Origin of the sequence: Aliiruegeria haliotis (assembly GCF_003003255.1) — a bacterium.
Lineage (GTDB): Bacteria > Pseudomonadota > Alphaproteobacteria > Rhodobacterales > Rhodobacteraceae > Tropicimonas > Tropicimonas haliotis.
This window is the reverse complement of sequence record NZ_PVTD01000005.1, coordinates 213862-237673: the sequence shown is the minus strand read 5'-3', so window position 1 is coordinate 237673 and position 23812 is coordinate 213862. Positions and strand designations below refer to the sequence as shown.

The window sequence follows — 23812 nt, the reverse complement described above, 5'->3', positions numbered from 1 at the left end:
GTTGCAGAACTGCGGCTTGAGGTGTAGCGGTCCCTTGCCCCGATTGTCTCAGGCGACGCAGACGACCTCGGCAGTGCCGAGAGGTGAGAAGCGGTTCATCAGTGCGGTGCGAACGTGTATTTCGGCGGTTGGTCGGTCGAGGTCCTTGGCGGCGATGTGATCCTCGAAGGATTTCAGGCTGCGCATTTTAGGCTCGATTCGGCTACGGTTGAGAAGTCCTGTCCGGCGCTTCCAGAAGGCCGTGCCGAAGTACCGGATGGCCCTGAGGGTTTCAGTTCTCGGGATCGCGGCAGGCAACCTTCTTTCCGCGACCGGCCATTCATGCGGATCGGGATAATCGGGACCGCGTCGCGCTCAAGGATGGTGGTATGACAACGTCGCGTAGCTTAGGCACTATGTGCGTTCACGGTACCGGTGTCTTCGTCTTTGGGGGTCTGCGCCAGTAGGTTCGGCAAGACCGGGCTGTCGCCAACTCGGCTGGGCCTGAACTGCACCGCTCGAAAGTCGGAGGCGGCGTTGTCCAATGTCAGGTGGACCTTGCGCCATTGGCGTCGTCCCGGAGCACCGTGCATACGGGCCTGTCATTCACCTTCGCCGAGGAACTGGATCCCGGTGATATCCGTTGCCCGAGAGGGGACAAGCAGGTTCTGCGGCCCGTCGGCGCGACGCTCCAGAATCAGGGCAGTTGGGTTCTTCCGACAGTTGCATAGGGTGGTATCGTCTGGGACGGGTCAGTCCGATCCGGCCAGGCGCAACAGGCTGGCGACATTCCGGCAGTCTGCCTGAGTGACAGCTTGAACAGCACCTTGATCGACAAACAGAACTGGATCAGCGCATCAGAGAAAACAGCAGGACGATCGGGGCTGCCGTCATGCGGCGACAGCAAGACCATCTCCTTCTTCGAACGGACCAAGGGCCTTTGCGGGTCGCCAACGCGGGCAGACACTGCACTTTCCGGACAGCCTTGTACTGCCATGCCGATGCTGACGAACAGGAGGAGCAAGACTGCTACCGATCTCGCTTGGAAGCAGAAGGCCGCACGTGGACCATTCCATTATGAAACGTTTCATATTGACCGAATCACGATGTCGTGTTCCAGTTTGAGGAACATCGGACAGGTGGATTCCCCCCGGTCCGGTGTTTTTGAAATTGGGAGGTCCACATGAAATTCCTGAAACTCGCTGCTGCGGCAGCGACCGGTATCGCTTTGCTTTCAAGCACCGCTTTGGCCGATGACAAGCCTGTCGTCGGATTGGTGATGAAATCGCTCGCCAACGAGTTTTTCCAGAACATGATGGAAGGTGCGAAGGAGCATGAAAAGTCCCGCGGGGACTATGTGCTCAAGGCGGTCGGTATGCAGAACGAGACCGACTTCGAATCCCAGATCAACGCGGTCGACACTTTCATCACGCAGGGCGTCGATGCCATCGTCATCGCGCCGGCGGATTCCCGCGCCATGGTGCGGCCCCTGAAGAAAGCGATGGAAGCCGGCATCGTTGTCGTGAACTTCGATGTTTCCCTGGACGAGGAAGCCAAGAAGCAGCAGGGCGTGGAGCTCGCTTTCGTCGGCCCTGACAACCGCGGCGGCGCCAAGTTGGCCGGCGATGCGCTCGGCATGAAGCTCGGCGAAGGCGGCAAGGTCGTCATTATCGAAGGCAACCCGGGTGCCGACAACGCGACCCAGCGGCGCCTTGGCTTCGAGGACTCGGTGGCCGAGTACAAGCTTGACCTGCTCGACAGCCGCACGGCTCATTGGGAAACCGAGGAAGCCAACACGGTCTTCTCGAACATGCTGACCGCCAATCCGGACGTGCAAGGTGTCATGGCGGCCAACGACTCAATGGCGATCGGTGTCGTGAAGGCGCTGGAATCTGCTGGTCGGGACGACATCCTTGTCGTCGGCTTCGACAACATCCCGGCCGTCGGTCCGATGATCGAAGATGGCCGGATGCTGGCGACTGTTGATCAGTTCGGTACAGACATGGCCGCCAACGCCATCGACCTGGCGCTGGAAGTCGTTGCCGGGGGACCGGCGCTCGAAGGTTGGGTGAAGACCCCGATCGAGCTGGTGACCGGCGAATAGGCATACGCCTCATCCCCTGCCCGCGAATGCGGCGGGCGGGGGTTCATTGCGGCTGAACTCCAGACAGGTTTGACACTCATGACACCAGCGGTATCGATCCCCGCGCACGAACCGGAGCAGCCGTTCCTCCTCGTGCGGGGCTTGAAAAAGCACTTCGGCGGCGTCAAGGCGCTGGACGGTGTGGATTTCACTTTGTCGCAAGGCGAGGTCCACGCGCTGGTCGGGGAAAACGGTGCGGGGAAATCGACCCTGATCAAGGTTCTCACGGGGGTCTACGGTTACGATTCCGGCATGATCGAGTTCGATGGCGCGCCATTCTCGCCCGCCACGCCGAACGATGCCAAGCAGGCCGGCGTTCAGGTCGTCCACCAGGAGTTCAATCTGCTCGATCACCTTAGCGTGGCTGAAAATATCTCCATCGAAGCGATGCCGCGCAGCCGGCTCGGCCTTCTGGACCGAGCCGAGATGAACCGACGCGCCCGCTCGGCGGTGGAATCGATCGGATTGACCGATCTGGATGTACGGGCGCCGGTCTCCTCGCTGGGCATTGCCCACCGGCAACTGATCGAGATCGCCCGGGCGTTGCAGTCGAAGAGCCGATTGCTGATTCTCGACGAGCCGACCGCCACACTCACGGAACGCGAGACCCGGCGCCTTTTCGAGATCGTGCGCAGGATCAAGGCCGATGGCGTGACCGTTGTTTTCGTCTCGCATCACCTCGAAGAGGTGTTCGAAATATCGGATCGCGTTACGGTTTTTCGCAACGGGATCACGATCACCACGGAGAACATTCCGGACACCACGCCGGAGGGCGTCGTCCGGCACATGGTTGGTCGCGCGGTGGAGTCCGGCGCGGCCGCGTCCCTGCCCAAGAGCAAGATTGGTGAGGTCGCCCTTCGGGCGGACGGGCTGCGTGTGCAGGCCAGCCCGGACACCGCGCCGATCTCCTTCGAGCTGCGCTATGGCGAGATCCTCGGGATTGCCGGGCTTGTAGGGTCCGGCCGCACGGAGATCCTGCGCAGCCTGTTCGGTGTGGACCCGGTCGTGGAAGGGCGGATCGCCCGCGACGGGCGCGAGGTTCGTTTCAAGGGTCCCAAGGACGCCATTCACAACGGGATCGGCTTTGTCACCGAAGATCGCAAGGACGAGGGGCTGATCCTTGAAATGCCGATTGCCGCCAATATCAGCCTCGTCAACCTACGAGATGTCGCCCGGCGTGGTCTGATCAACTTCCGTCAGGAACGGCAGCAGGCCCGAGACGGCGGCAAACGATTGGCCCTGAAGTACGGCGCGACCTCGGACCCGGCGGCTAGTCTGTCAGGGGGCAACCAGCAGAAGGTCGTGCTCGCCAAGTGGCTGGCACGCAATCCGCGGGTGTTGATGCTCGACGAACCGACCCGGGGTGTCGATGTCGGCGCAAAATTCGAGATCTATGCAATCCTGAAGCGGCTCGTTTCGGAAGGCGTGGCGATGCTGATCGTTTCGTCGGAAATGCCGGAACTGATGACGCTGTGCGACAGGATCATGGTTCTATCAAAGAACGAAGTGCAGGGAACGCTCGATCGCGACGCGTTTTCGGAAGAAACCATTCTGCGCATGGCCTACGGGCAGGAAGCGCGCGCACAAGAGGCAGGGCAATGACCGAGACGACACAGACGGCCGAGGCCACGCGACCGAACAGGTTTTCGCTACGATCAATCCTGAACAATGCCGGGATCGGGCTGGCGTTGCTGGCGATCATCCTGTTTTTCTCGATCTTCACCGAGCATTTCCTGACAGCCAACAACATCACCAACATCCTGACCCAGATCACCATCAACCTGATCCTAGCCGTCGGGATGACCTTCGTGATCCTCATCGGAGGAATTGACCTGTCCGTTGGCTCGGTGATGGCCTTTGCGGCGGTGGTCGCCGGCAAGGCGATCACTATGCCGGGGATGGGCGATGCCGAGCTGATCATCCTGGCGATTGTCGCGGGGATGTTGGCAGGCGTGGTCTGCGGCCTCTTCAATGGCGTGGTCAGCGCCTACTGGGCGCTGCCGTCTTTCATCATCACGCTGGGGATGCTGAACATCGCGCGCGGCGCGGCGCTGCACATTTCCGACGCACAAACCATATACTCGTTCCCCTTCGCCTTCGAGGAATTTGGCTCTGCCATGGTCTATGGCATTCCGATCGTGTTCCTTGTGGCGCTGGCGCTGGTCGTGGTGGCCTGGTTCATCCTGAACTTCACCGTGTTCGGTCGGCTGATCTATGGCATCGGCAACAACGAGGAGGCCGTCCGCCTCGCCGGGCATCCGGTGTTCTGGTACAAGGTCGGGGCCTTCACCATCTGCGGGCTCTGCGCGGGAATTGCGGCGATCGTCTACATGGCGCGACTGAACATCGCCAGCCCGATTGCCGGGATTGCATTCGAACTCAATGCCATCGCTGCCGTCATCATTGGTGGAACCAGCCTCAGCGGCGGCCGGGGTTCGGTGATTGGTACCTTGCTGGGGGCCTTCATCATCGGCGTTCTGGCCAACGGGCTGATCCTGATCGGGCTGAACGACTTCATGCGGCAGATGATCACCGGCGTCGTCATCATCATCGCCGTTATCCTTGACTACTATCGCGCAAAGTATGCCTCGAAATGAAACGCACCGGACTTCTCAACCGCCATCTCAGCACCCTCGTCTCCACCCTTGGGCATATGGACGAGGTCGTTGTAGCCGATGCCGGGTTGCCGGTGCCCGAGGGGGTAGCGGTCATCGACCTTGCCATCGTGCCGGGATTGCCGCGATTCATGGAAGTGCTGGCGGCGCTGCGGCTCGAACTCGTCGTCGAGCGGGCCATTTGGGCAGAAGAGGCAAGCGCAGAACTGGTCGAACTGCTCGACGCCGAAATGGCGGTCTGGCGTGAGCAAACCGGCAAGCCGATCGTCACTGAGCAGATGTCGCACGACGCATTCAAAGCGCGCACGTCTCGGTCGAAGGCCGTCATTCGCACTGGCGAAGTCACGCCTTACGCCAACGTTATCCTCATAAGCGGAGTGGCGTTTTGACCGAGGTCGTGGTTGGCAGCATCAACGTGGATCTTTCTATCCAACTCGAACGCTGGCTGCGGGTTGGTGAGACGATAGAGGCGCGTGGATTCGCTCACGCGCTTGGTGGCGAAGGAGCCAACCAGTGCACCGCTGCGGCACGGTGTCGGCGCTATCGTTACGCTTGGAGTAACTGGTTTGGCATGGGCAACCGGCGAGTCCAGCGGATCGTGCGCAGCGCCTGTCGTGACGGCTGTCGATACGGTCGCGGGACCCAATTGCCTCAACGGCGGGATTGCAGCGGAGCTTTCGCGACGCGCCAGCCTTGAACACGCGGTTGAGTTCGCCCCGAGGGCGGCTGCACTATCAGCGACGCGGCCCGGTGCAGTTGCGTCCTTGCCGACGTGAAAGGAGGTCCGGACGTGCGCTGTCAAATGAGCTGTGATACGCGACACCGCCCGGGCGTGTTCGCGATTACCGGGCGAGAGCAAAGCCGGAGGAACCGAGATGGCGACCATTCGCGACGTGGCAGAACGTGCCGGGGTTTCTGTCGGGACGGTCTCCCGGGTTCTGTCAGGCAATGCAACCGTCAAGCAGCGCCTGAGAGAACGTGTGCAAGCGGTGATCGAGGAACTCGACTACAAACCCAACCAGGCCGCCCGGGCCCTCAGGACCAATCGCGTCGATGTCATCGGCCTCGTCGTTCCCGACATTACCAATCCGTTCTTCGCACAACTTGCCAAAGCCATCGAAACAGAGGCGGCTTCCCATGGCCAGTTCGTTATGCTTGCGAACACGCATGACGATCTGGAGACGGAAAGCCGGCAAATCATGGCTCTTCTGGATCGTTCGCCACGAGGGTTGATCGTCGTCGCTTCTTCCGATTCACCCGAAGCGAGTATCGACAGCGACGTGCCGATTCTCTCGATCGACAGACGTTTTCGCAACCGGCCGCTCGCCTGTATCGACAATGAACATGGGTCGATCCAGATCGCAGAGCATCTTCATGCCCTTGGGCATCGGAGCATTTGCTACATTTCCGGCCCCCCGAATACCGAGGTCGGCAGAGTGCGACAAAACGGTTTCGTCCAACGGATACGAGCTCTTTCCACGCACGACGATCCAATCGATCTGGAGGTTCGGGAGGGGCAGTTCTCCTTCGAGTCGGGCGAGACAATCGGGCACGACATCATGTCCGGAAAGCGGGCGAACATGCCAAGTGCCGTGGCCGCAGCAAGCGACCAGATTGCGATCGGCGTAATGCGGGCCGCTCGGGACCGGGGACTGAAGGTACCGGCGGATATCGCTCTGACCGGATTTGATGACATCGACATGTCCGCGCTTGCGTATCCGCGACTGACCACGATCCGGCAGCCGATTCAGGCGCTCGCAAGGGCGGTGATCGCCCCGATCATTGATACTTCAATCGCCTCGCATGATGTCAAAATTCGCGGCAGTCTGATTGTTCGTGGATCGACCGTGACGGCGGAATCGCGATCTACCGTGCCACTCGCCGGCAAGGCCAAATCCAATTGACGACCCCACTGCACTCTGGCTGGCTTAAAGAACTCCACCAAGAGTACGGGATCAGAACGAGATCTTGCTCGCACAGAACTCAGGCAACGCAGTGGTTTGTTCGATTGACGTTCGCGATCGTCGGCTTGATCAGCCCCACAGGCTGGAGCCTGCATGACACTCAGTTCGTCCCCCGCTGAAATCCCGCCCTCCGAGCAATTGATCCTCGGGGGGCGACAGGTCAGCTTTGTCCGGGGCGGGATCGATGCTGCCGCTCCGGTGCTGCTTCTTCATGGTGGCGGGCTGGATCGGGTAACCTTGTCATTGCGCTTGCTGTTTCCGCACCTTGCCAAGCACCACCACGTCATCGCGCCCGATTGGCCGGGGCATGCCGGAAGCGACCTGTTGGGCGGTCCCTTTCGCATCGCCGACCTCGGGAACTGGTTGCTGGATCTGCTCGACGCGTTGCACATTTGTTGCGCGAATGTGCCCTGAATTTCAATGGGTTCTGGGGTTGAACTCTGGCTTGCGCTGCACCATCAATCTCGTCTTAACTGGATGTTTGCAGCTGGCCCCTATGGATTGCAAAGCAAGGCGCCCGCGCATCTGCTGTCCTATCTGTTCACACGCCTTCCGATGACCGTCGCAAGTTTCCGCCTGATGCGTCGCAGCCGGGGCGTGACCCGGCGTGGCGTCGAAGCGCACTCTGCCGATCCAATCCGGGTGAGCGAGGCGATCGTGACAGACGTCATGGAGAAACTCGCGCTCCGGGAGGCGGGCCGGGCATTCGCCGATTTTCAGCGCGGTGAGATCGGCCCTGCCTGCCTCGTCAGCAATTTCCTTCCCGACGTGCATCGGATTTCCCACAGGACTCTGTTTCTGCATGGCCGTGGCGATCGGCTTGTTCCGCAATCCGGTATCGAAGCGGCAGCAGACCGGATGCCTGATGCCACCCTGAACTTGATGGAGGCCGGTCATTGGCCGATGCGGGAGCGGCCCGAGGAGTTCAACGCGGCGGTCGCCGCATTCCTCGAACAGCAGTCGGGCATAGATCGTCCCAATACGGTGTAGAATTGGGTGATGCAGGCCGGGTTTCCGACGGGAAAGCCAAGACGAACGCCGTTTCCACCTGAAACACAAGATCGTCGGCATTCCGGACGAAACGGTTGGCGTTGGATTTGAAGGGTTTTTGTGCGGTCGCGGCCATCGCCACCAGGAAACACTGCCAGATCGGTTGCGATGGCCGGGAATGCGGCAGAGCGAAGCCGTCTGCGTCGGCCGTCCTTGGTATTGGACGCGATGGTGGCGGTCCGGCATATCGTCCGCAGTCGCCGCGCGGTTCACGAAACCAAGGCGCCCGCAAAAACCGCCTGCCCCCGAAAAAGTGTGCGGCCAGAATATCCGTACTCATCTCCCGGTGGTCGCTATTGCAAGCACATCACAACACCGGCACCGCGGCTGGCTTGGCACAAAATGGATAGACCGGCCAGCCGTTCCCACTATATCCCGGACGTCCCCGGGAACACTCTGGCAAGAGGCATGTGATGGCGAACCACCAAGAAAAGATCCTTGCTGCCACGGCGGCGTTGGCCGTTTTGTTCGGCACCTCGGCCCTCGCGCAGGATGATTGCGATGCGGCCTGCCAGGCAGCGCGGAATGCGCAGGACCCGCTGGCACCGGTGACGGCACTCTTCACCGACAACACCATCGGCTACGGTCCGGAGGACGAGGACAAGACCTACAATTTCCAGCTTCAGGGTGCCACGACAATCGAGACCGACGCCGGAAACCTGATCTTTCGCGGCATCCTGCCGTTCCTCGGGCGTCCCGACGACCCGCTCGCCAAGGATATCGGTGTCGGAGATACTGTCGGGCAGGTCTTCTGGGTGCCGACGGCAGCGTCGGGCGGTTTCAAACTCGGCTACGGCCCGCAATTCTCGATCAAGACCCGTGACACGAAGCTGGGCGGCCCGGGCAACGGGCTCGGGTTTGCCGTGGTCGGTTTCGGCTTTGCCGGCGATCTGTCCTACGGCGGTATCCTCGGGCATCTGTGGGGCGAAGACGACTTTTCGGTCACCACTGTCCAGCCCATCGTGTTCTACAACTTGGCGAACTTCCTCGGCGGCTCCTACGTCGGCTATAACAACTCGCTCACCTACAACTGGAACACCGAGCGGGATCGTGATGGCTGGACCGTTCCTGTCGGGCTGACGCTTGGCAAGACCTGGCCGCTCGCCAATGGCGGCGCCTTCGATGCCAGCCTTGGCGCCTATGCGATGGCTGCGAAGCCGGACGGTGCAAACGAAAGCCAGTTCAAGTTTTCGTTCAACTACTTCTTCCCCTGATCCCGTCTCACCCGCCTCTTTGGTGGTCCGTCATCCTCTGACCTGACGCACGCGACATCGGCAATGCCCCGGCGTCGCCTGTATGAGGGCTGCACTGACGTGCCTCCGAGGCAACTTATTGGACGACCCGGGCAGACATGCCTCAACAGTCGGCAGGAACCACTCGGGCTGTTGGGGCAATTCTACGTCACCATGGCCGAAAGGCTCCAAGGGCGTGCGTATCGAACCGTGACACATACCTATCCCATTGACAGACATGGAACCCTGACGAAGGTTAGGCCCAAGCCCGTCGCGAGAAGGTCGTCAGGAATGAGAAACACCATACGTTCGTACTGTGCCGCCTGTGCAATTGGTTTCGCCGCCACGGCGGCCTTTGCCGAATGCCCGACGCCGGACTCGATGCAAGCGGGCGACCCGGCGTATCTGGTCTATGACGACGGCTGGATCGTGGAGCTTCGGATGAACTCGGACGGCCTCCTGTACGAATGGATCCGCAATGACATTGACGACGCCGGCTATCGCGTGGTGTCACGCGGCGGCATCCTTGTCGTAGATGAGATCGAGACGCTGGGCCCACTGAACCTGCGCCGGACGCGCGTGATGACCCGGCATTCGGATGTGGATCCGAAATCCTACGAACCCGAACCAGGTGTGTCCCTGGATTTCGAGGGCGAGGCCATCTTTGCCGACGGCTCGCGGGTAGAGATGACATCGATATCTGTGCTTGCGGGCGACCCCGGCCCCCTGACCATTGCCGGGTGTGACTACGAGGGGTTCGATGTGCGGGTGCGTGTCTCTCGGGGCGAGAAGCAACTGACCTCTGTTCTGTCCTACGTTCCCGCTCTTGGCGTTTCGGTCGAGACGGCACGAATGGAAGCAGGGAAACCACTCAAAACTCCGAAGCCGGTATCCTTCAGCACCGGGCGACCGTAGTGCAGGCGCATTGCACCGCTGGCTGATCGTTGGATTTCTGCGCTCGACCTTCAGTAGAGGCCCGTGCCAGACCAGAAATAGAGCAATGCATCCAGCACAAGCGCAGCTCCGAGCAGACCGATGATCGCCGGGATGATATAGGCGGAGTACTTTGCCACGATCTCGTTGATACGCTCAAAGACCGACATGACCGATTTGCCCATGATGGCAAATGCCAGTGGCAGCAACAGGAACGGCACGGCGTAGAGGAGGTTGTATACCACCAGCGCGCTGAGCTTGCTTTCCCCATCAAGCTGGTAGAGCTCGTTGATGAAAGCGAAATACGGCAGGGCAAAGGGGATGCCCGCGAAGTTTATGATGCCGCCAAACGCCAGCGCCATGCCGATACTTTGCTTCGGCTCGTCCGCCCCCTTTTTTGCAGGGTCCGGCGGCGCCACCTTCCACCGCCAGGCAACCACGAGCAGCAAGATGCCGATTGCCAGTCCGATCACGAAATCGACCGGAATGGGATTGCTGAACCGATCCAGCAGTGGGGAGAGCATCTGGCCAATCAGGTCTGCTAGACCAAAAGCGATCAGCACACCTGCACCGAAATACGCAAGCGTGTGCCCGGCGATGACAGAAATGCTCAACGCCAGTGGCCGTGGGGTCGTGAGCGCCAGGATAACGGCGGCCAGAAGCACTGGGTTGGCGACGTCGACAACCAGTATCGGCAGTCCGATTGACCAAAGGCTGTTCATTGTTGCAACCCCATCATGCGGGCGCCTGCCGCAGGAGAGCAGCAGGCGCGGTTCGATCTCGATGTATCCAATCACCGGACATATCAAAACCGGTAATTCACTCCGACACTCACGGTCGTCGCATCGAGGCTGCCGAGCTTGTTGAAATCGTCGAAGCGGTGTTGGCTGATCTCACCGGTCAGGCTGACCCGCTCGGAGATGCGATGCTCGACACCGATACCGGCCGAGTAGCCCCAGTCGTTTCCGAAGTCCCGGCTCATGCCATAGCTGGCACCGGCGGAAACATAGGCCAGCGTATCGCCGAAGGCATAGCCGCCACGGACCTTGACGCGGCTCAGGGAGTCCAGGTTGCCGAAGCCGGTGCCGATTTCGCCGTGGTAGGAGTCGACCCCCAGGCCCACGACCCAGTTGTCGATCTGCCAGTCATGTCCGGCCTGCACCCCGAACGTGGGGTAGCGTTTCTTGCTGCCTTCTCCGGTGTCGCCGAAGCCGAGCTGGACACCGACATAGGAGCCGCCCCAGTCGTCGGCAGCATAGGCCGGTACGCTGGCCACCAGGGCCGCGGCGGTGGCGATTGCAGCGATGAGTTTCGATTTGGTCATTGATTCTGTCCTTGAGGAGCGTTTCTGCGTGTTGGGCTTTGGCCCTTTCGATGACACTGAGATACGCCTGACACGAACCGTCCGGTATGTAGGCAACAGTAGGCTACGGTATGTCCGGCACGGCGTAGGACATCACGGATCGGGACGCCCGGCACGAAAAAGGCCGCCCCGGTTTCCCGGAACGGCCGATGTCATGAGATACAAGGGATTGGAGTGGATCAGGAGTTCGCTTCGCAGACCCTCCAGGTGACTTCGGTGTTGCCCTCGCTGGCCTGCTGGATCAGATCGGCACAGACCGGGCCGTTGAAACCTTTGGTGTCCTCGATATTGAAGGTGATCTCGGTGGCGGTATCGTAGCCGCGCACGGTGACCGTTCCATCCTGGAGGAAGTGCTTGAAGCCGACCCAGGTGCGGTAGGTCTCGCCATTCATCGGGTCCACCAGATCGGCGGGCACACCGGCAGCATTGTCGAAGCTCTGCTGCATCACGGCCATGGTCTGCTGCTTGCTCAGGCCTTCGAAGTTCTGCCGGTCAGAGACCCAGAGCAGGCGCAGGTTGCGATCCGGCGAGGAGATCGAGGACGGCAGGTTCTGGCCCATCGGGTTCTTGTCCAGCGCGAAGCCACGGACATAGGCACGGTGGTCCTGCTGAAGCGGAGCGTTTGCCTGGATGCGGAGGTCGCTGGCCTGATCGCCGCGGTGGACGACCATCTCGCCGCCCTCGTTCAGCTGGAACAGCGCGATGTCGCCGAACGTGTCGACAACCGAGACATGCAGCCCGTGAACCGCACCGTCGATGCCCGAGCGCCATGCGAACTGAAACTCTCCGGCCTCGAAGCCTGCAACCGCTTCGTCAACGCTGGCGTAGGTTTCGGCGATGAAGGCGGAGACATCCTTGAGGCTCAGCGCCGGGGCACCTGTATCTTCGTGGTCGGCAACAAAGTGCTTGCTGTCGTCTAGGTACAGCATGTGGACGGACATACCCTTGTCGTTGACAACTTCGCCCGCGGTGCCGTGGAACACGTCATGCTCCTCGAAGGAGACGGCGTGGTGCTTGACGGTCCAGGTGGCGGTGTTTTCGTAGCCGGGCGTCGGGCTGGAAACGCGCACTTCGCCGACAGGATGGACACGGGCGACGGCGCCAAGCTGGTCAGCCCAGTCGTAGGTGCGGATGACGGCGATGCCATGGTCGGTGTCGGCGACCCAGCGGGAACAGGCATTGGCGGTGAGCGCGCTGGAGGTCATGGCTGCGGCCAAAACACCGGTCACGACCAGGGATTTCCAGGAGCGGGCTTTCTGGTTGAGGGATTTCATCTTCATCTTCCTTGCGTTTGGGGACTGTGTCGTCCTCGCTTCTTGATGATCTGAATGTGCGGCTCCGCAGCGGCGAATTGCAGGTTGGCAACGGTTGTCTACGGTTTCCCCGGCGCCCATGCCCCCCGAACGAAAACGCGGCCATCCTTGGGATGACCGCGTCGGGCGAGGGGCAGGCAAGTTGCAGGCTGCAGGGCTCAAGGTCTGCGGCAGATCTTCTTCACGTATTCCCGGGTCCGCCTTTGACGGGTGGGAACACTGAGACGGCGCTTGCCCGAGATCGACTTGATCACGGCAATATCCGCATGTGTCATCTTCGCAATGCAGGACTCCGGAACACCGGCCTTGCGAGCCTGGCCGACCGTCGCCTGGGACAGGTTGGACGCGCCGGCGGATGCTACCATAGGGGAGCCCACAGCGAGGGTTGCTATTATCGCAAGCCCGAACAGGCCAGGCAGGGAGGTCTTGGTCTTCATGATAGGTCTCCGGGACACAGGTGGTGGTGCACGGCAGATAGACCGCGCCGCCGGGGCACGGGATGTCGACAACGGTTGCGCAACGGTTGGAAGACACTACGATACTTGACCGGGCTGGCGGTCGATCGCTGCCGGTTGAACTGCCGAAGGAACATTTCCGTGAAAGAAGACCTGACCCGCGAAGCGGTTCTGGAACAACTCGCCCGCATGCTGTCGTCGCCCGATTTCACCGCAGGTCCACGGGTGCAGAAATTCCTGACGCATCTCGTGAACGAGGAGTTGGACGGGCGCGGCGAACTGCTCAGGGGCACGGCGCTGGCCATGGACGTCTTCGGACGCGGAGCTGACTTCGATTCCAACAACGACCCGATCGTCAGGATCGAGGCGGTCAAGCTCCGCAAGGCGATCGAACACTACTACCTCACCTCCGGCACCGAGGACGACATCGTGATCTCGGTGCCGAAAGGGCGGTATCGCCCGGAGTTCGAACGCCGAAAGGTCGCTCCCGCGCAGAGGGCCGCCCCGTCGATGCACGGCCTTCCGACGCTGGCCATATTGCGTTTCGAAGGGGGAGACAGCGAAAAGGCGCAGCTATATCGCGACGGCCTGCCCGAGGAAATCGCGCTGGAGCTTGCCCGTTTCGGTCAGATCCGGGTCATCTCCGGATGGTTGAACACCCCGGAAGACGACGAGTCGGTGCCCGCCGAACTCGAAGGGCGCACCAACTACATTCTGCGTGGCAACGTCCGGGAAGCGGCCGGAAGCCTGCGGGTTTCGGTGCAATTGAGCCGGGTTCCGGGTGAAACGCTCGTGTGGTCGGATCGTTTCCGTGTTGGCGCGGACGAGGCCGATCCATTCGAGGTTCAGGAAAGGATCGCCCGGCAATGCGCAACCCGGATGGCGGACGCCTACGGCGCCGTAGCGGAGGATCTGAGTGCGCAGTTTTCGGGGCGAGCGGCGGCCGATGCCAGCGTGTTCGAGGCGCTGCTGGCCTTCCACGCGCATATGCGGACCTCTCGGCTTGCGAGCCTTCAGGAGTTCCGGGATCTGTCCGAAGCCGCCGTGCGGGACAACCCGAGCAGCGGCCTGGCGCATGCGCTCGTTGCGATCGGCCTGATCGAGGCCGCGTCGCTCGGTGTGATGCCCGTGTCCGATATCATCGACCCCGGACGCGGACATGCCGAGAAGGCGATTGCCCTCGCTCCCAATTGCCAGGAAGCCCTTTTTGCCGCCGCCGCCTTCGCGCAGGCTCGCGGCGATGATGCGCGGTACCGGAACCTGATCGACCGCGCGGTGGAGGCCAACCAGAATGGCACCTTGCTGACCGCGCTTGCGGGCGGCTGGTTCGCGAAGGCAGGCGATTTCGAGAAGGGCCTCGCGCTGGTCGATGACGCCCGCGCCCGAAACCCGCTGTTGCCGATCTGGACGACGATTGCACTTGCTATTCGGCCCCTGGTCGAAGGTGACTTCCAGACCGCGTCCGCGATGGTCAGGCATGTCGATGCGCGCGACAGCCTTTATGACTGGATGCTGATCGCCGCAGCGCATGAGCTGGCCGGGCAGCATGACCTGGCAAGAGAGGCGTTGTCCGTGTTCGACCGTGCACAACTCGACCCGGTCGAATACGCGAGTACGATCCCGATGAGTCCCGAGCTCGCCCAACGCCTGCAGGTGGGCCTGACCGCAGCGCAGGAAAAAGCGAGCTCAGGCAACACCGACTGATCCCGGTATCCGGGAGCGGTTCGGGCAGGGCTCGCCTGTCTCCGAAGGCCCCTTCCTTTCCGGCAGGCCCGGATAGACCGGCACCTGTGGGCAATAAACTGGTGCCTGCGGGTCACTCACGACGGTGGAGGAAAAAGTGAAGTTCAACCACATCGGCATTCCCACGACATCGCAATTCGACGGCGAGATCCCGCTCCCCGAGTTGTCGATGACGGTCAGCGATCACAAGGACAATCCATTCGGAATCCAGTGGCAACGCTATGATCCCGGCGCGCCCTATCCCGAGTTGGTCAAAACGGTCCCGCATGTTGCCTTCGAGGTGGAGAACCTCGCAGCGGCACTCGAAGGGCAGAAGGTCATCATCGAACCCAACTCGCCAACCCCGGGTCTTGTCGTTGCCTTCATCGAAGTGCGCGGCGCACCGGTGGAGTTGATGGAGATCGACAGGAGCATCTGCGGCGAGGATATCTGAGCTCCCAGACGACATCCTACGACCTCGACGGGCCTAGTCCATGCGCGGCGACCAGGCATGTCCGAACTGGATATGGAACGTTGTGTCTTCCGGCCCGCGCGCGACATCGACCCCCATATCCAGACCGAGCTTTCGGGCGATACGATACCGGATGCCGCCGCCAAAGGTTGTGGCCGTGCTGTCGTTGGGCAGGATCTGGCTGTCGCCGGAATAGGCGGCGCCATAGCCCCCGAATCCGACAATGCCCCATCGCGGAGAGAGCTACCGTCGAACCTCGATTTCGGCCGAGACGACGTCCTGGCCCTGGTAGCGGTTGAGTGGCACGCCACGCAGGTTGATCGAAGGTTCGACAAAGAAGGGCGCCCCGCCGTCCACCGCCCTGTGGTCGGCCATCGCCGACAGGGTCCATGCGTCGTTCGGAGAGTGGAACCAGGCCCCGAACGCCCCGTAGGTATTGTATTCCGCGTCGCTGCCCCAGGACTCGTCGAAACGTTCATAGGACACCCGCGCATTGATCCCGTCGCGTGGCGTGAACCGGTTGTCGCGGGTATCGTAGTGCAGTGACAGCCCGAGTGCGGCGAGCGTGACCTCCTGGGAGACATAGCCGGGCGCCCCGGACTCATTGGGCGAGATGGTCGTGTTGATCCATGTGGCGGAAGGACCGAAGAAGAAGCGGCTGTCACCCAACTGGTATTGCGCCTCGACATGGGCAAAGAGAGCTTCGTTGTTGAGTGACACGGGCTTCTCTTCGTCGCCCAGGTAGAAGTCGAGGTTGATCGAGCCGCCCCCGAGCGCCGCCATGTACCGCAAGGCGCCGTCCATGGCGTTGCCGGAATGGGCGCCAAACCCGATTTCAGATTCATTGCCGGTTCGAATATAGCCGAGTGCCGTGACAGTCGGATCGGCCAGGCTGTCGTCCTCCGGAATGTCGATGAAGGCCGCAACCAGCCCCAGACCGCCCTGCAATGCCGGCTCCGTCAGCAGGATCGGCAACGGAATGAACCCGCCTCAGTCCAGAAAATCCGACGCATCGAGGTACCCGTCCTGCTCGTCGACGAACTGGCTGAAGAAGCCGCCCTCCTGCTGTTGAGCCTCTGCGGGAATGAACCAGAACGACGCCAGTGCCGCCATCGCCACCAATGACCTTACATTCATCTTCGTCGCCCCGGTTCGTTCAAATGCCGCAATGCCTGAACCTGCATTCGGTCTCAGTCTTCGGGTCCGCCAGGCCCTGGTCAATGCGCAAAGGGAACGCCATATCCCGCGTTCGATATGGCCGGATGAGTTTGCCAGTGTTGTGCATGTGTGTCCGGTTGCAAACGGGCCGGTCCACGCATCGATGTTCGGATCCACTCGGCAATCTGGCGCCGGCAGCAGGCGGCAACGGTTCAATGTGGCAGGACCCCGCCGGTGCCCGGTCGACAGGCCTGTAGCCAAAAAATGTGGGCCTGCCGGGGAGGACAGGCCCAGGAGGACATTGAAACCGTGAGCGGTCAGGGCCGTGGCGGCGAGTGATCGCGTCGGGACAGGCGTGGTTTCAATTCGAGGGAACGATGTGTCGTAGGGAGTGGTGCTTGCCGTGGACAGCGCCTGCGGATTGGGGAGTGGCCTTGACTGGGGCCTAGATACCTTCCTTTTCTGCTTCACGCAGCATGTCGATCCGCGCGCGCCTCCCAAGGAAGGCTTCGCGGAAAGTACTGGAGTGGCCGTGACAGCCATTGGGGCGGGTTTGATACAGTTGCGGCGGGACGTTCTGCGTTTGTCTGATGGGTCTCTGCCTCGCTTGAGCCTCCGTTGATTTGTTGGGCGAGACATACCGACCACGCAGGCCGACCGGACTGTAGACAACCGTTGCCAAACAGTAGCTTGCTTCATCGGGGGCGGAACACGTCCCACATCCCGTTCCCTTCCGGGTCGCGGCAGTTGCATGCCATCAGATTGGGCAGGAGTGCCCGTTCCTTTCGATCGCCAAGGCGGCTGAAGCCACCCTACACCACTGCCGGCACCTGCGAGACGCCCGAGCAAGCGTTTCCTGTCACCGGGCGCGCCCCGACGCCGTGACGGCGGATCCGGGGCCGCATGGCACCGTGGGCCGTGCGGGCACTCTCCCGGCAAGATGCTCAAAGTCATTGGCAAATTCGCACGAACCATGAGAAGTCTTGTGAGGATTGATTGCCAGCCATGGACCGGGCAGATTGTTTCGCATTGCCGAGTTCGGCCCGGAAGAACCACCGGGTTGATCGACGGTTGGAGATGCCTCTGATGAGAATGACCGTGCCGAGACCATTGCTCCTGGTGATTGCACTGGTCGCTTCGATGGTCCTGCTTGGTCCAATGCTCCTCGCGCAGGATGGTCCGCGGCAGACCTTTCAGGATGATTTCAGGGCCTGGACGAGGCTGGCGACATCAATCGAGGAACAGCTTGCGGCCAGCCCACCAGATATCGAGCAGTTGAACCGGTATATCCCGGATCTCAGGGACTGGCGCGGTCGGTTCGACTCGATTGCGGCGCAAGCGAACATACCGGTCGATGCCTTTCTCGCGCAGATCGCCGCTCTGGGAGACGCCCCGGAGGGGGGCGAGCCGGAAGACATCGCTGCACGGCGGGACGAGATCGAGCAGGACCTTCTGGACGCGGTTGCCTTCCTCCGACGGTCCGAGGAGGCGTCGACCCATGCCTCCGGCCTGATATCCCGGATCGAGCAGCTTTCCCGCCAGACCACCCGCGAGACATTGCTGTCGCCCGGTCCGGTTCTCGTTGAGCGCAACACGATCCGGGCCGGTCTCGACGGGCTGCGGGACATCTGGGACGATGCGAGGACACAGAGTCGCCGGGCCGCGGGCAATGCAGTCGCCGGTCTGCTGCTGATCTTCGTCGCCATTCCGCTTCTGTTTGGCGGGGTCATCTACCGGCGCATGATCCGGGAAACCCCGGACGACGCGGAGGCGGAGAGCGGCCCGCTGGACGACCTGATTGCCTACGCGTCGCCCATCGTGGCCTGCCTGTTCCTTCAGCAGGGCCTGGATCTGTTGCTTGCCCCGGGCCCGGATGGCAGTGCGGTACTGGGCGCATTGCCCCTTATGGCGCTGGCAGCCCTGTTCCCGCGCTGGCTGGGGGCCGAGATCCTGCCGCTCGACCAGTCCGTCGAGATCCCCCTGAACATTTCCTTCGATGCCCGGCGAAAAGCCCGACGTCATCTTGCGGCTCTCGGTATTCCCGTTGCCGTCGGATTGCTCCTGCGGAGAGTGGCCAACGTGTTGGAGCCGCCAGCGGAAACACTGGTCGTGCTTGCGTTTCCGGTCGTGCTGCTGCTGGCCATTCACCTTGCCGGAATCGGGCGGGCGCTGACGACGATAAGCGCGGACGACGCGGACGAGCAGGGCCAAGTCGATGACGTGGATGCCGACCCGGTCGGAGAGGTTGCCTTTGTGAGCAAGGTGGCCAGGGGCCTCGGCTATGTCATCCTGCTCGGCGCCCTTGTCGGCCCGATCCTGGCACTCGCGGGCTATCTGGACCTGGGATTGTATTTTGTCTGGGAACCGACGCTGACAATCTGGCTGCTGGCCGGGGTGTTCTGGATGCAGCAAATGTCCGACAACGTGTTCCGCGCCGTCAGTGGTCAAGGCGCGGACGGCGCCGACACGGTCGGCGCGGCGATCGCGCGCTTCACGGTGTTCCTGCTGTCGCTGCCGGCCCTCGCGTCAGTCTGGGGGGTCCGGGCGCTGGACTGGAAGGAGGCGACCTATATCGTCAGCCGTGGCTTCTCCGTCGGTGACCTTCAGGTGTCGCCGGGCAAAGTCACCGTATTACTGATCACACTTGTTTTCGGGATCCTAGTCACGCGGTTCCTGCAAGGTATCGCGCGCAGTTCGATCCTGCCCCGCACCCGGATCGACAAAGGGGCGCAAGCAGCCATGGTCGCTGGGATGGGCTATCTCGGCGTCCTGCTCGCGGTTTTGCTGGCCATCGCAACCGCCGGGCTGGATTTCCGGAATCTCGCAGTGATTGCCGGCGCGCTTTCCGTTGGCATCGGTTTTGGCTTGCAGAACGTCGTCTCCAACTTCGTGTCCGGCATCATCCTGCTGGTGGAGCGTCCGTTTTCCGAAGGCGACTGGATCGAGATTGACGACATGATGGGGACGGTCCGGAAGATCTCTGTCCGTGCCTCCACGATCGAGACCTTCGACAGGCAGCGGGTGATCGTTCCGAACTCGGACCTTGTGACCAACAAGGTCGTAAACTGGACTTTGGGCAACACCGCCGGGCGGCTCATCATTCCAGTGGGTGTTTCCTACGACAGTGATTCCCGGCAGGTTGAAGGGATCCTACGGGAAGCCGCGGAATCACACCCGATGGTGCTTGGAAACCCGCCCCCGCTCATCGTGTTCCAGGGCCTTGGTGACAACGCGCTTGAGTTCGAAGTGCGGGTGATCCTGCGGGACATCAATTTCGGACTGAGCGCACGAACAGAACTGAACCACCGGATCCTGTCCCGCCTGCGTGAGGAAGGAATCGAGGTGCCATTCCCGCAACGCGACGTCACGCTCAAGAACCCGGAAGCACTGCTTCGCGATCCTGAAGCCTGAACGAAGCTGCCAGGACGGACCCTGCCACCGAGGCAATCGCCCCCATAGCCGGCGTACCATTGACCGCGTCTGCGTCAGATACGGCCCGGGCCGCAGCACCCGTGGAAGTCAATGAACGCCGGGGATCAATGCCATTCGCCGGCCTCGTCTTTCGGCACGAGTGTTGGATTGGGCTACTCCGGTTCCCCCCGGCGGGAACCGTAGGAAACCGTAGCCTACATCCCGCCGTGCAGCCTGAACTGCCATTTCCTCCGTGACCTTCAAAGATTTCTACCGCACGGAGATAGCCGATGAAACGTATTCCCACGAAAGTTGACGGGCAAAGCGACCTTGCCGACTACCGTACCTTCATCAAGCGCGCCGAGCGCGGGGAGATATTTGCGAAATGGGTGGTCGGCGTCTCAGCCACGTTCCTCGTCATTTCGCTGTTCGCAATGGCTTGAGCAACGATTCCCAGCGCCGCAGGGCCGTTTCGACAGGCTCCTGATGCGATGCGTCGCATCCAAGGCGGGAACCCTCATCGCGGTCGCGCAAGGCGGAACTGCCGTCGATCCGGGACACATGGCTTGCGGTTTGGGTGAGGCTTGACACGGATTGGTCCACCGCGGGGCGCCAGGGCGTTCTGCAGGGCGACATCTGGCGCGGCGAACGGCCCTGTGACCGCAAACGGATAGGGGCTGCGCTCGAATGGCTGTCCCACGGAACGTGGCTCACCGCGAAGCTCCAGGCTCTCCCGTCGCAGATCGACCGCGCCTGTGACAACCAGTTGCACCGTCGGGGTCTCCAGCACGCCATCGCGGATCGACAGGATCCCGCGTTCCAGCCCCAGCGGAGCCACTGCACAGGTGATGCGGCTGCCGCCTCGGGCAAGGTCTCTCGAAAACAGCCAGGGCAACACGCCACGCCCCGCAAGTTCGAGCAGGCTGGTCCCGAGTTGCCCGGTATCGAGCTTCAGGCGGGCAGCCCCCCGAGCCGTGAGGAGCAAATCGGATGGTTCTTCAAGGTCCGTCGTCAGGTCGAACGCCCCGCTGACCGTTCCCGAGGCCGGGAAATCAACGCCGGAGGCCCGCATCAGGCGCCCGATGTCGACACCGCGCATATTGCCTTGCAGGCGCAACCGGTCAGGTGCAGACACGACATCCATCCAGGCGGATAGATCGACTGCAACGGGTCCGAAATCCGCACGCACCGGGAATAGTCTCAGCACACCTCCTTGAAGGGACAGCGCACTGTCGAGTGCTGCGACCGACTGTTGCCCGACTAGCCGGCCTATCCTGATGCCTAGATCAACATCCGCATTGCGGAGGATGTCTTCCCAATCGAAAACGCTTTCAACCGGTGCATCCGGGTCGATGACAAGTGGCTTGACGATCCTTCTCGGCTCCTCGAGAACGAGCGGCTTGGGGCTGCGTCCGGATCGGGATTCTTTGACGATTGCGGTCTTGGGATCGACGATTGCAAGAATGGCTTCCGCGACCCGGTTCAGGTCTTCCAGCGACACCTCGGGACTTGCAAGGCGGCCGCGAAGCGATGGCGCCTCCATGTCGAGCCCAAACTCAACCGACAGATCCACCGACCGTCCGTCAACTCCGAAGGACGACTCCACCGAAAGCGCTCTTTCCCCGCCCTGGATGGCCAAATCCGCCTGCAAGTCCCTCACTCCGATGACGGCCGTCCCGACCTTTGACTGGAACGCGCGCAGATCCTTCCAGTCTACAGACAGGTCCGCACTCAGAGAGGCGAGGTCTTTGAGATCCGGCGCCTGAAGCGAGGCAGACAGCGACCAGATCGGATTGCCTGCGATCTCTCCTGACAGCGTATCAATGCCGAACCCGCCACCAGCGTCGCTAGCGCTGAACTGACCACGGAAAATGCCCAGTTCGTCCAGTGGCTTGAACGACACCAGATACCCACCTGGAATGTGGATCTGGCCATCGAACGCGATGCCGGACGCCGTCAACACGTTCCCGATGGTGCCGGTCGCCGACGCCACGGGCGACTCCGGCGGCCCCACCTTCACATCGACCTCGCTCACGGCAAGTGCGCCGTCCTCCTGCCGATGCAGTGAACCGACGGATATCGGGCCGATCCTCTCGAAGTTGGCGTCCATGGCGTTGGTGTGAAGGTTCACCTCGTCCAGCCGCAAATCTCCGTCCGTGCCGAGGATTAGCGCTGATGCGCCGAGGAACCGGAGGTCGTCAATGTAGCGAACCCTTTCGGTCACGCCGCGCGTGGCAGGCAACGAAATGTCGGCAAGAATGTCCACGGCATCTAGTGAGAGCAGGTCGCCAACTTCGCCACTGGCAGTCACGTTGGTGCCCGTATCCAGTTGCACCGCCAGATCGATGTCCTGCAACCTCAACGACCCGGGCGCCAGAAAGAGCGATGCGGACAATTGCGCCGTGCCATCGAATTCGCCGTCCAGCAAGGTTGCATCGAGGGTATCGCCAAGCGATGCCGTGCGCAGGGTCAGCGTGCCATCGTATTCTTCGCCCGAAGACGTGGTGAGCCCTTCCAGTGCAATATCGGCCTTGCCCAACCGCATGTCGCTTCGAAACGGGTGGTCGGGGGAGAACGATCCTTCCAGCCGGAACGGTTTGCCGTTGACGCTGCCCTCGGACAAGAGCCGACCGGGTGCATCCGCGGAAGGTTGCGCAAGGATGAAGCTGTCCAGGTTGTGATCGAAGCGAAAGCCGGTCACGTTGTCGACGTAGCGCACGGCCAATCGCTCCAGAACAACCTCGCGATGCCGGAAATAGGCGAGCAAACCGGCTCCGGGATCGTCCTCTGTTCCAAGGATCAATGCCACCACGTCCGACGGCTCGGACTCCTCCTCTACGGTGTTACGATCGAAATCGGCCCGAAACCCTGAAACCCGCAGGTTCTCGATCTCGAATCCGGTATCGAGCAGCCTTTCCGCCTTGAAATCGAAAGACGCCTGATCCAGATGCATCCGTCGCTGCAAGGACGGGACTAAATCGATCAACCGGATGTCGGTCAGCTCAACCCGGATCCTGCGCCCCGGCAGCAAGCGGACATCGCCCCCCACCTGAACCTCTGCCGACAGTTCGCTGGACAAAACCCTGGAGGCAATCTCACGCCGGGCTTCCTGAAACAGCGAGGCCGATAGCAGAAGTGTCAGGAATGATCCGGCCAGAATGACCAGAACGATTCCGGTCAATACGCTTCTCCGGGCCCATCTCGACACCTGCGATACCTGCTACTCTGTCACCGGAGTGGGTTGGCTTTCCTGGCACTTGCTCAAAGCTTGAAGCCCCTTGGTCGTCCCGTCCAGCGAGATTTCGTACATTTCCATGCCCGTTTCGCCCACCGACAGCGAGCGCTTTCGCGCAAAGAGGTCAAGGAACTCCGGATTGTTCGTGAAGATATGACCACCGTACCACGCGCCCTCCACGATCCCGGTGGCGTCACCGCTGAACAGATCGTCCGAGAAATCGATGTCGACTTCGCCGGATTCACCGTCGACGACATCCGTCCATTCGCGGCTTAGGATGTCGAGAAACTGGCCCCCCTTCCGGGGCAGGTTCCCGATCCTGACACGAAGCCCGTTCTCAAGGTCCCGCTCCATGACACACCCATTGCCGGCAGCCCTGTCGACATAGAGTTTCCACGGCCCGGCCTCTCCCCAAGGCTCCCTGTCCGAGGCCGCCGCCGGCAAAGGAAACAGGAGTACCGCGCCAAGCAAAAGATCCAAGGCATTGCTGCGACCTGTCATGGCGTCTCCTACCCGCAAGGCGCCTGACCGGCCCCGAAACAGGCCTGTCGGCACGAATGCCGTTTCTGCATCCAGTCTCCCACCTGCCAAACGACGACACATGACACTTCAGCCTCGCATCGGCTCCCGTCCACACAGTCGCTTTTCTCAAACGGTTTCATCCGAGTGCTGAAAGCAGGGTACGATAGCCCCAGCTACGAGACCAATCACATCAAGTGGAGCAGGCCCGACAGTCGGACACCTCCAACGGAACAGGCGACATGCGG

Annotated in this window: 24 protein-coding genes; 14 read left to right on the top strand and 10 right to left on the bottom strand. The window is 61.6% G+C overall.

Annotation, left to right across the window (positions count from 1 at the left end; all coding sequences use genetic code 11):
- Window positions 1–48 precede the first annotated feature (48 nt).
- Both CLV78_RS24930 and CLV78_RS24925 read right to left on the bottom strand, forming a co-directional pair.
- A complete protein-coding gene (locus tag CLV78_RS24930) occupies window positions 49–186 on the bottom strand; it encodes a hypothetical protein (protein WP_158263534.1) in 138 nt (45 codons plus the stop codon).
- Window positions 187–676: 490 nt separating this feature from the next.
- A complete protein-coding gene (locus CLV78_RS24925; protein WP_425427953.1) occupies window positions 677–892 on the bottom strand; it encodes a transposase in 216 nt (71 codons plus the stop codon).
- Window positions 893–1162: 270 nt separating this feature from the next.
- Here CLV78_RS24925 and CLV78_RS14230 point away from each other — a divergent pair, with 270 nt between their 5' ends.
- From CLV78_RS14230 to CLV78_RS14185, 10 genes are all read left to right on the top strand, one after another.
- On the top strand, window positions 1163–2083 hold the full coding sequence (locus tag CLV78_RS14230) for a sugar ABC transporter substrate-binding protein (protein WP_106205496.1): 921 nt from the start codon (window positions 1163–1165) through the stop codon (window positions 2081–2083).
- A gap of 78 nt (window positions 2084–2161) precedes the next feature.
- A complete protein-coding gene (locus CLV78_RS14225) occupies window positions 2162–3724 on the top strand; it encodes a sugar ABC transporter ATP-binding protein (protein WP_106205495.1) in 1563 nt (520 codons plus the stop codon).
- The gene (locus CLV78_RS14220; RefSeq protein ID WP_106205494.1) at window positions 3721–4719 is read left to right on the top strand and encodes an ABC transporter permease; all 999 of its coding nucleotides are present in this window, start codon (window positions 3721–3723) and stop codon (window positions 4717–4719) included. Before CLV78_RS14225 ends, CLV78_RS14220 begins: the two co-directional genes overlap by 4 nt.
- Window positions 4716–5126 (top strand): D-ribose pyranase, encoded by a 411-nt coding sequence (gene rbsD / locus CLV78_RS14215; protein WP_106205493.1) that lies wholly within the window; start codon window positions 4716–4718, stop codon window positions 5124–5126. The genes CLV78_RS14220 and rbsD overlap by 4 nt, the downstream gene beginning before the upstream one ends.
- Window positions 5127–5210: 84 nt before the next feature.
- Window positions 5211–5513, top strand: coding sequence for a PfkB family carbohydrate kinase (locus tag CLV78_RS24920; RefSeq protein WP_106205492.1), 303 nt, complete (start codon window positions 5211–5213; stop codon window positions 5511–5513).
- A 99-nt stretch (window positions 5514–5612) separates the two neighbouring features.
- Window positions 5613–6641 (top strand): LacI family DNA-binding transcriptional regulator, encoded by a 1029-nt coding sequence (locus tag CLV78_RS14205; RefSeq protein WP_106205491.1) that lies wholly within the window; start codon window positions 5613–5615, stop codon window positions 6639–6641.
- 153 nt (window positions 6642–6794) lie between these two features.
- Complete coding sequence (locus CLV78_RS14200; protein WP_106205490.1) at window positions 6795–7115, top strand: alpha/beta fold hydrolase; 321 nt, start codon at window positions 6795–6797, stop codon at window positions 7113–7115.
- 141 nt (window positions 7116–7256) lie between these two features.
- Window positions 7257–7691, top strand: a complete 435-nt coding sequence (locus CLV78_RS14195) for an alpha/beta fold hydrolase (protein WP_146136694.1) — start codon at window positions 7257–7259, stop codon at window positions 7689–7691.
- 473 nt (window positions 7692–8164) lie between these two features.
- On the top strand, window positions 8165–8965 hold the full coding sequence (locus CLV78_RS14190) for a hypothetical protein (RefSeq protein WP_106205488.1): 801 nt from the start codon (window positions 8165–8167) through the stop codon (window positions 8963–8965).
- Between the two features lie 309 nt (window positions 8966–9274).
- Window positions 9275–9898 (top strand): hypothetical protein, encoded by a 624-nt coding sequence (locus tag CLV78_RS14185; RefSeq protein WP_106205487.1) that lies wholly within the window; start codon window positions 9275–9277, stop codon window positions 9896–9898.
- 50 nt (window positions 9899–9948) lie between these two features.
- Here the strand turns inward: CLV78_RS14185 and CLV78_RS14180 are convergent, their stop codons facing one another.
- The 4 genes from CLV78_RS14180 to CLV78_RS14165 all read right to left on the bottom strand — a co-directional run bounded on the left by CLV78_RS14180 (window position 9949) and on the right by CLV78_RS14165 (window position 13029).
- Window positions 9949–10638, bottom strand: a complete 690-nt coding sequence (locus CLV78_RS14180; RefSeq protein ID WP_146136693.1) for a GAP family protein — start codon at window positions 10636–10638, stop codon at window positions 9949–9951.
- Between the two features lie 83 nt (window positions 10639–10721).
- Window positions 10722–11240, bottom strand: a complete 519-nt coding sequence (locus CLV78_RS14175; protein WP_106205485.1) for an outer membrane protein — start codon at window positions 11238–11240, stop codon at window positions 10722–10724.
- A 218-nt stretch (window positions 11241–11458) separates the two neighbouring features.
- Entirely contained in the window at window positions 11459–12553 is a 1095-nt protein-coding gene (locus CLV78_RS14170) for an Ntn hydrolase family protein (RefSeq protein WP_106205484.1), read from the bottom strand.
- Between the two features lie 197 nt (window positions 12554–12750).
- Window positions 12751–13029 (bottom strand): hypothetical protein, encoded by a 279-nt coding sequence (locus tag CLV78_RS14165; protein ID WP_106205483.1) that lies wholly within the window; start codon window positions 13027–13029, stop codon window positions 12751–12753.
- A gap of 159 nt (window positions 13030–13188) precedes the next feature.
- Between CLV78_RS14165 and CLV78_RS14160 the strand changes: the two genes are divergently transcribed.
- Window positions 13189–14751 (top strand): hypothetical protein, encoded by a 1563-nt coding sequence (locus tag CLV78_RS14160; RefSeq protein ID WP_106205482.1) that lies wholly within the window; start codon window positions 13189–13191, stop codon window positions 14749–14751.
- 136 nt (window positions 14752–14887) lie between these two features.
- The gene (locus CLV78_RS14155; protein ID WP_106205481.1) at window positions 14888–15223 is read left to right on the top strand and encodes a hypothetical protein; all 336 of its coding nucleotides are present in this window, start codon (window positions 14888–14890) and stop codon (window positions 15221–15223) included.
- Between the two features lie 261 nt (window positions 15224–15484).
- On the opposite strand, the gene CLV78_RS14150 is transcribed toward CLV78_RS14155, so the two are convergent.
- Both CLV78_RS14150 and CLV78_RS23905 read right to left on the bottom strand, forming a co-directional pair.
- Window positions 15485–16216 carry a BamA/TamA family outer membrane protein gene (locus CLV78_RS14150; protein WP_106205480.1) on the bottom strand — a complete coding sequence of 244 codons (732 nt, stop codon included), beginning with the start codon at window positions 16214–16216 and terminating at the stop codon, window positions 15485–15487.
- Between the two features lie 15 nt (window positions 16217–16231).
- Entirely contained in the window at window positions 16232–16378 is a 147-nt protein-coding gene (locus CLV78_RS23905; protein WP_158263532.1) for a hypothetical protein, read from the bottom strand.
- Between the two features lie 1107 nt (window positions 16379–17485).
- On the opposite strand from CLV78_RS23905, the gene CLV78_RS14145 reads away from it, so the two are divergent.
- Window positions 17486–19810, top strand: coding sequence for a mechanosensitive ion channel family protein (locus CLV78_RS14145; RefSeq protein WP_158263531.1), 2325 nt, complete (start codon window positions 17486–17488; stop codon window positions 19808–19810).
- A 290-nt stretch (window positions 19811–20100) separates the two neighbouring features.
- On the top strand, window positions 20101–20253 hold the full coding sequence (locus tag CLV78_RS23900) for a hypothetical protein (protein ID WP_158263530.1): 153 nt from the start codon (window positions 20101–20103) through the stop codon (window positions 20251–20253).
- Between the two features lie 74 nt (window positions 20254–20327).
- On the opposite strand, the gene CLV78_RS14140 is transcribed toward CLV78_RS23900, so the two are convergent.
- Together CLV78_RS14140 and CLV78_RS14135 are read right to left on the bottom strand one after the other, a co-directional pair.
- Window positions 20328–22991: an AsmA family protein gene (locus CLV78_RS14140; protein ID WP_106205478.1), complete on the bottom strand. Its 2664-nt coding sequence runs from the start codon at window positions 22989–22991 to the stop codon at window positions 20328–20330.
- 39 nt (window positions 22992–23030) lie between these two features.
- Window positions 23031–23546 carry a hypothetical protein gene (locus tag CLV78_RS14135; protein WP_106205477.1) on the bottom strand — a complete coding sequence of 172 codons (516 nt, stop codon included), beginning with the start codon at window positions 23544–23546 and terminating at the stop codon, window positions 23031–23033.
- Window positions 23547–23812: the final 266 nt, after the last annotated feature.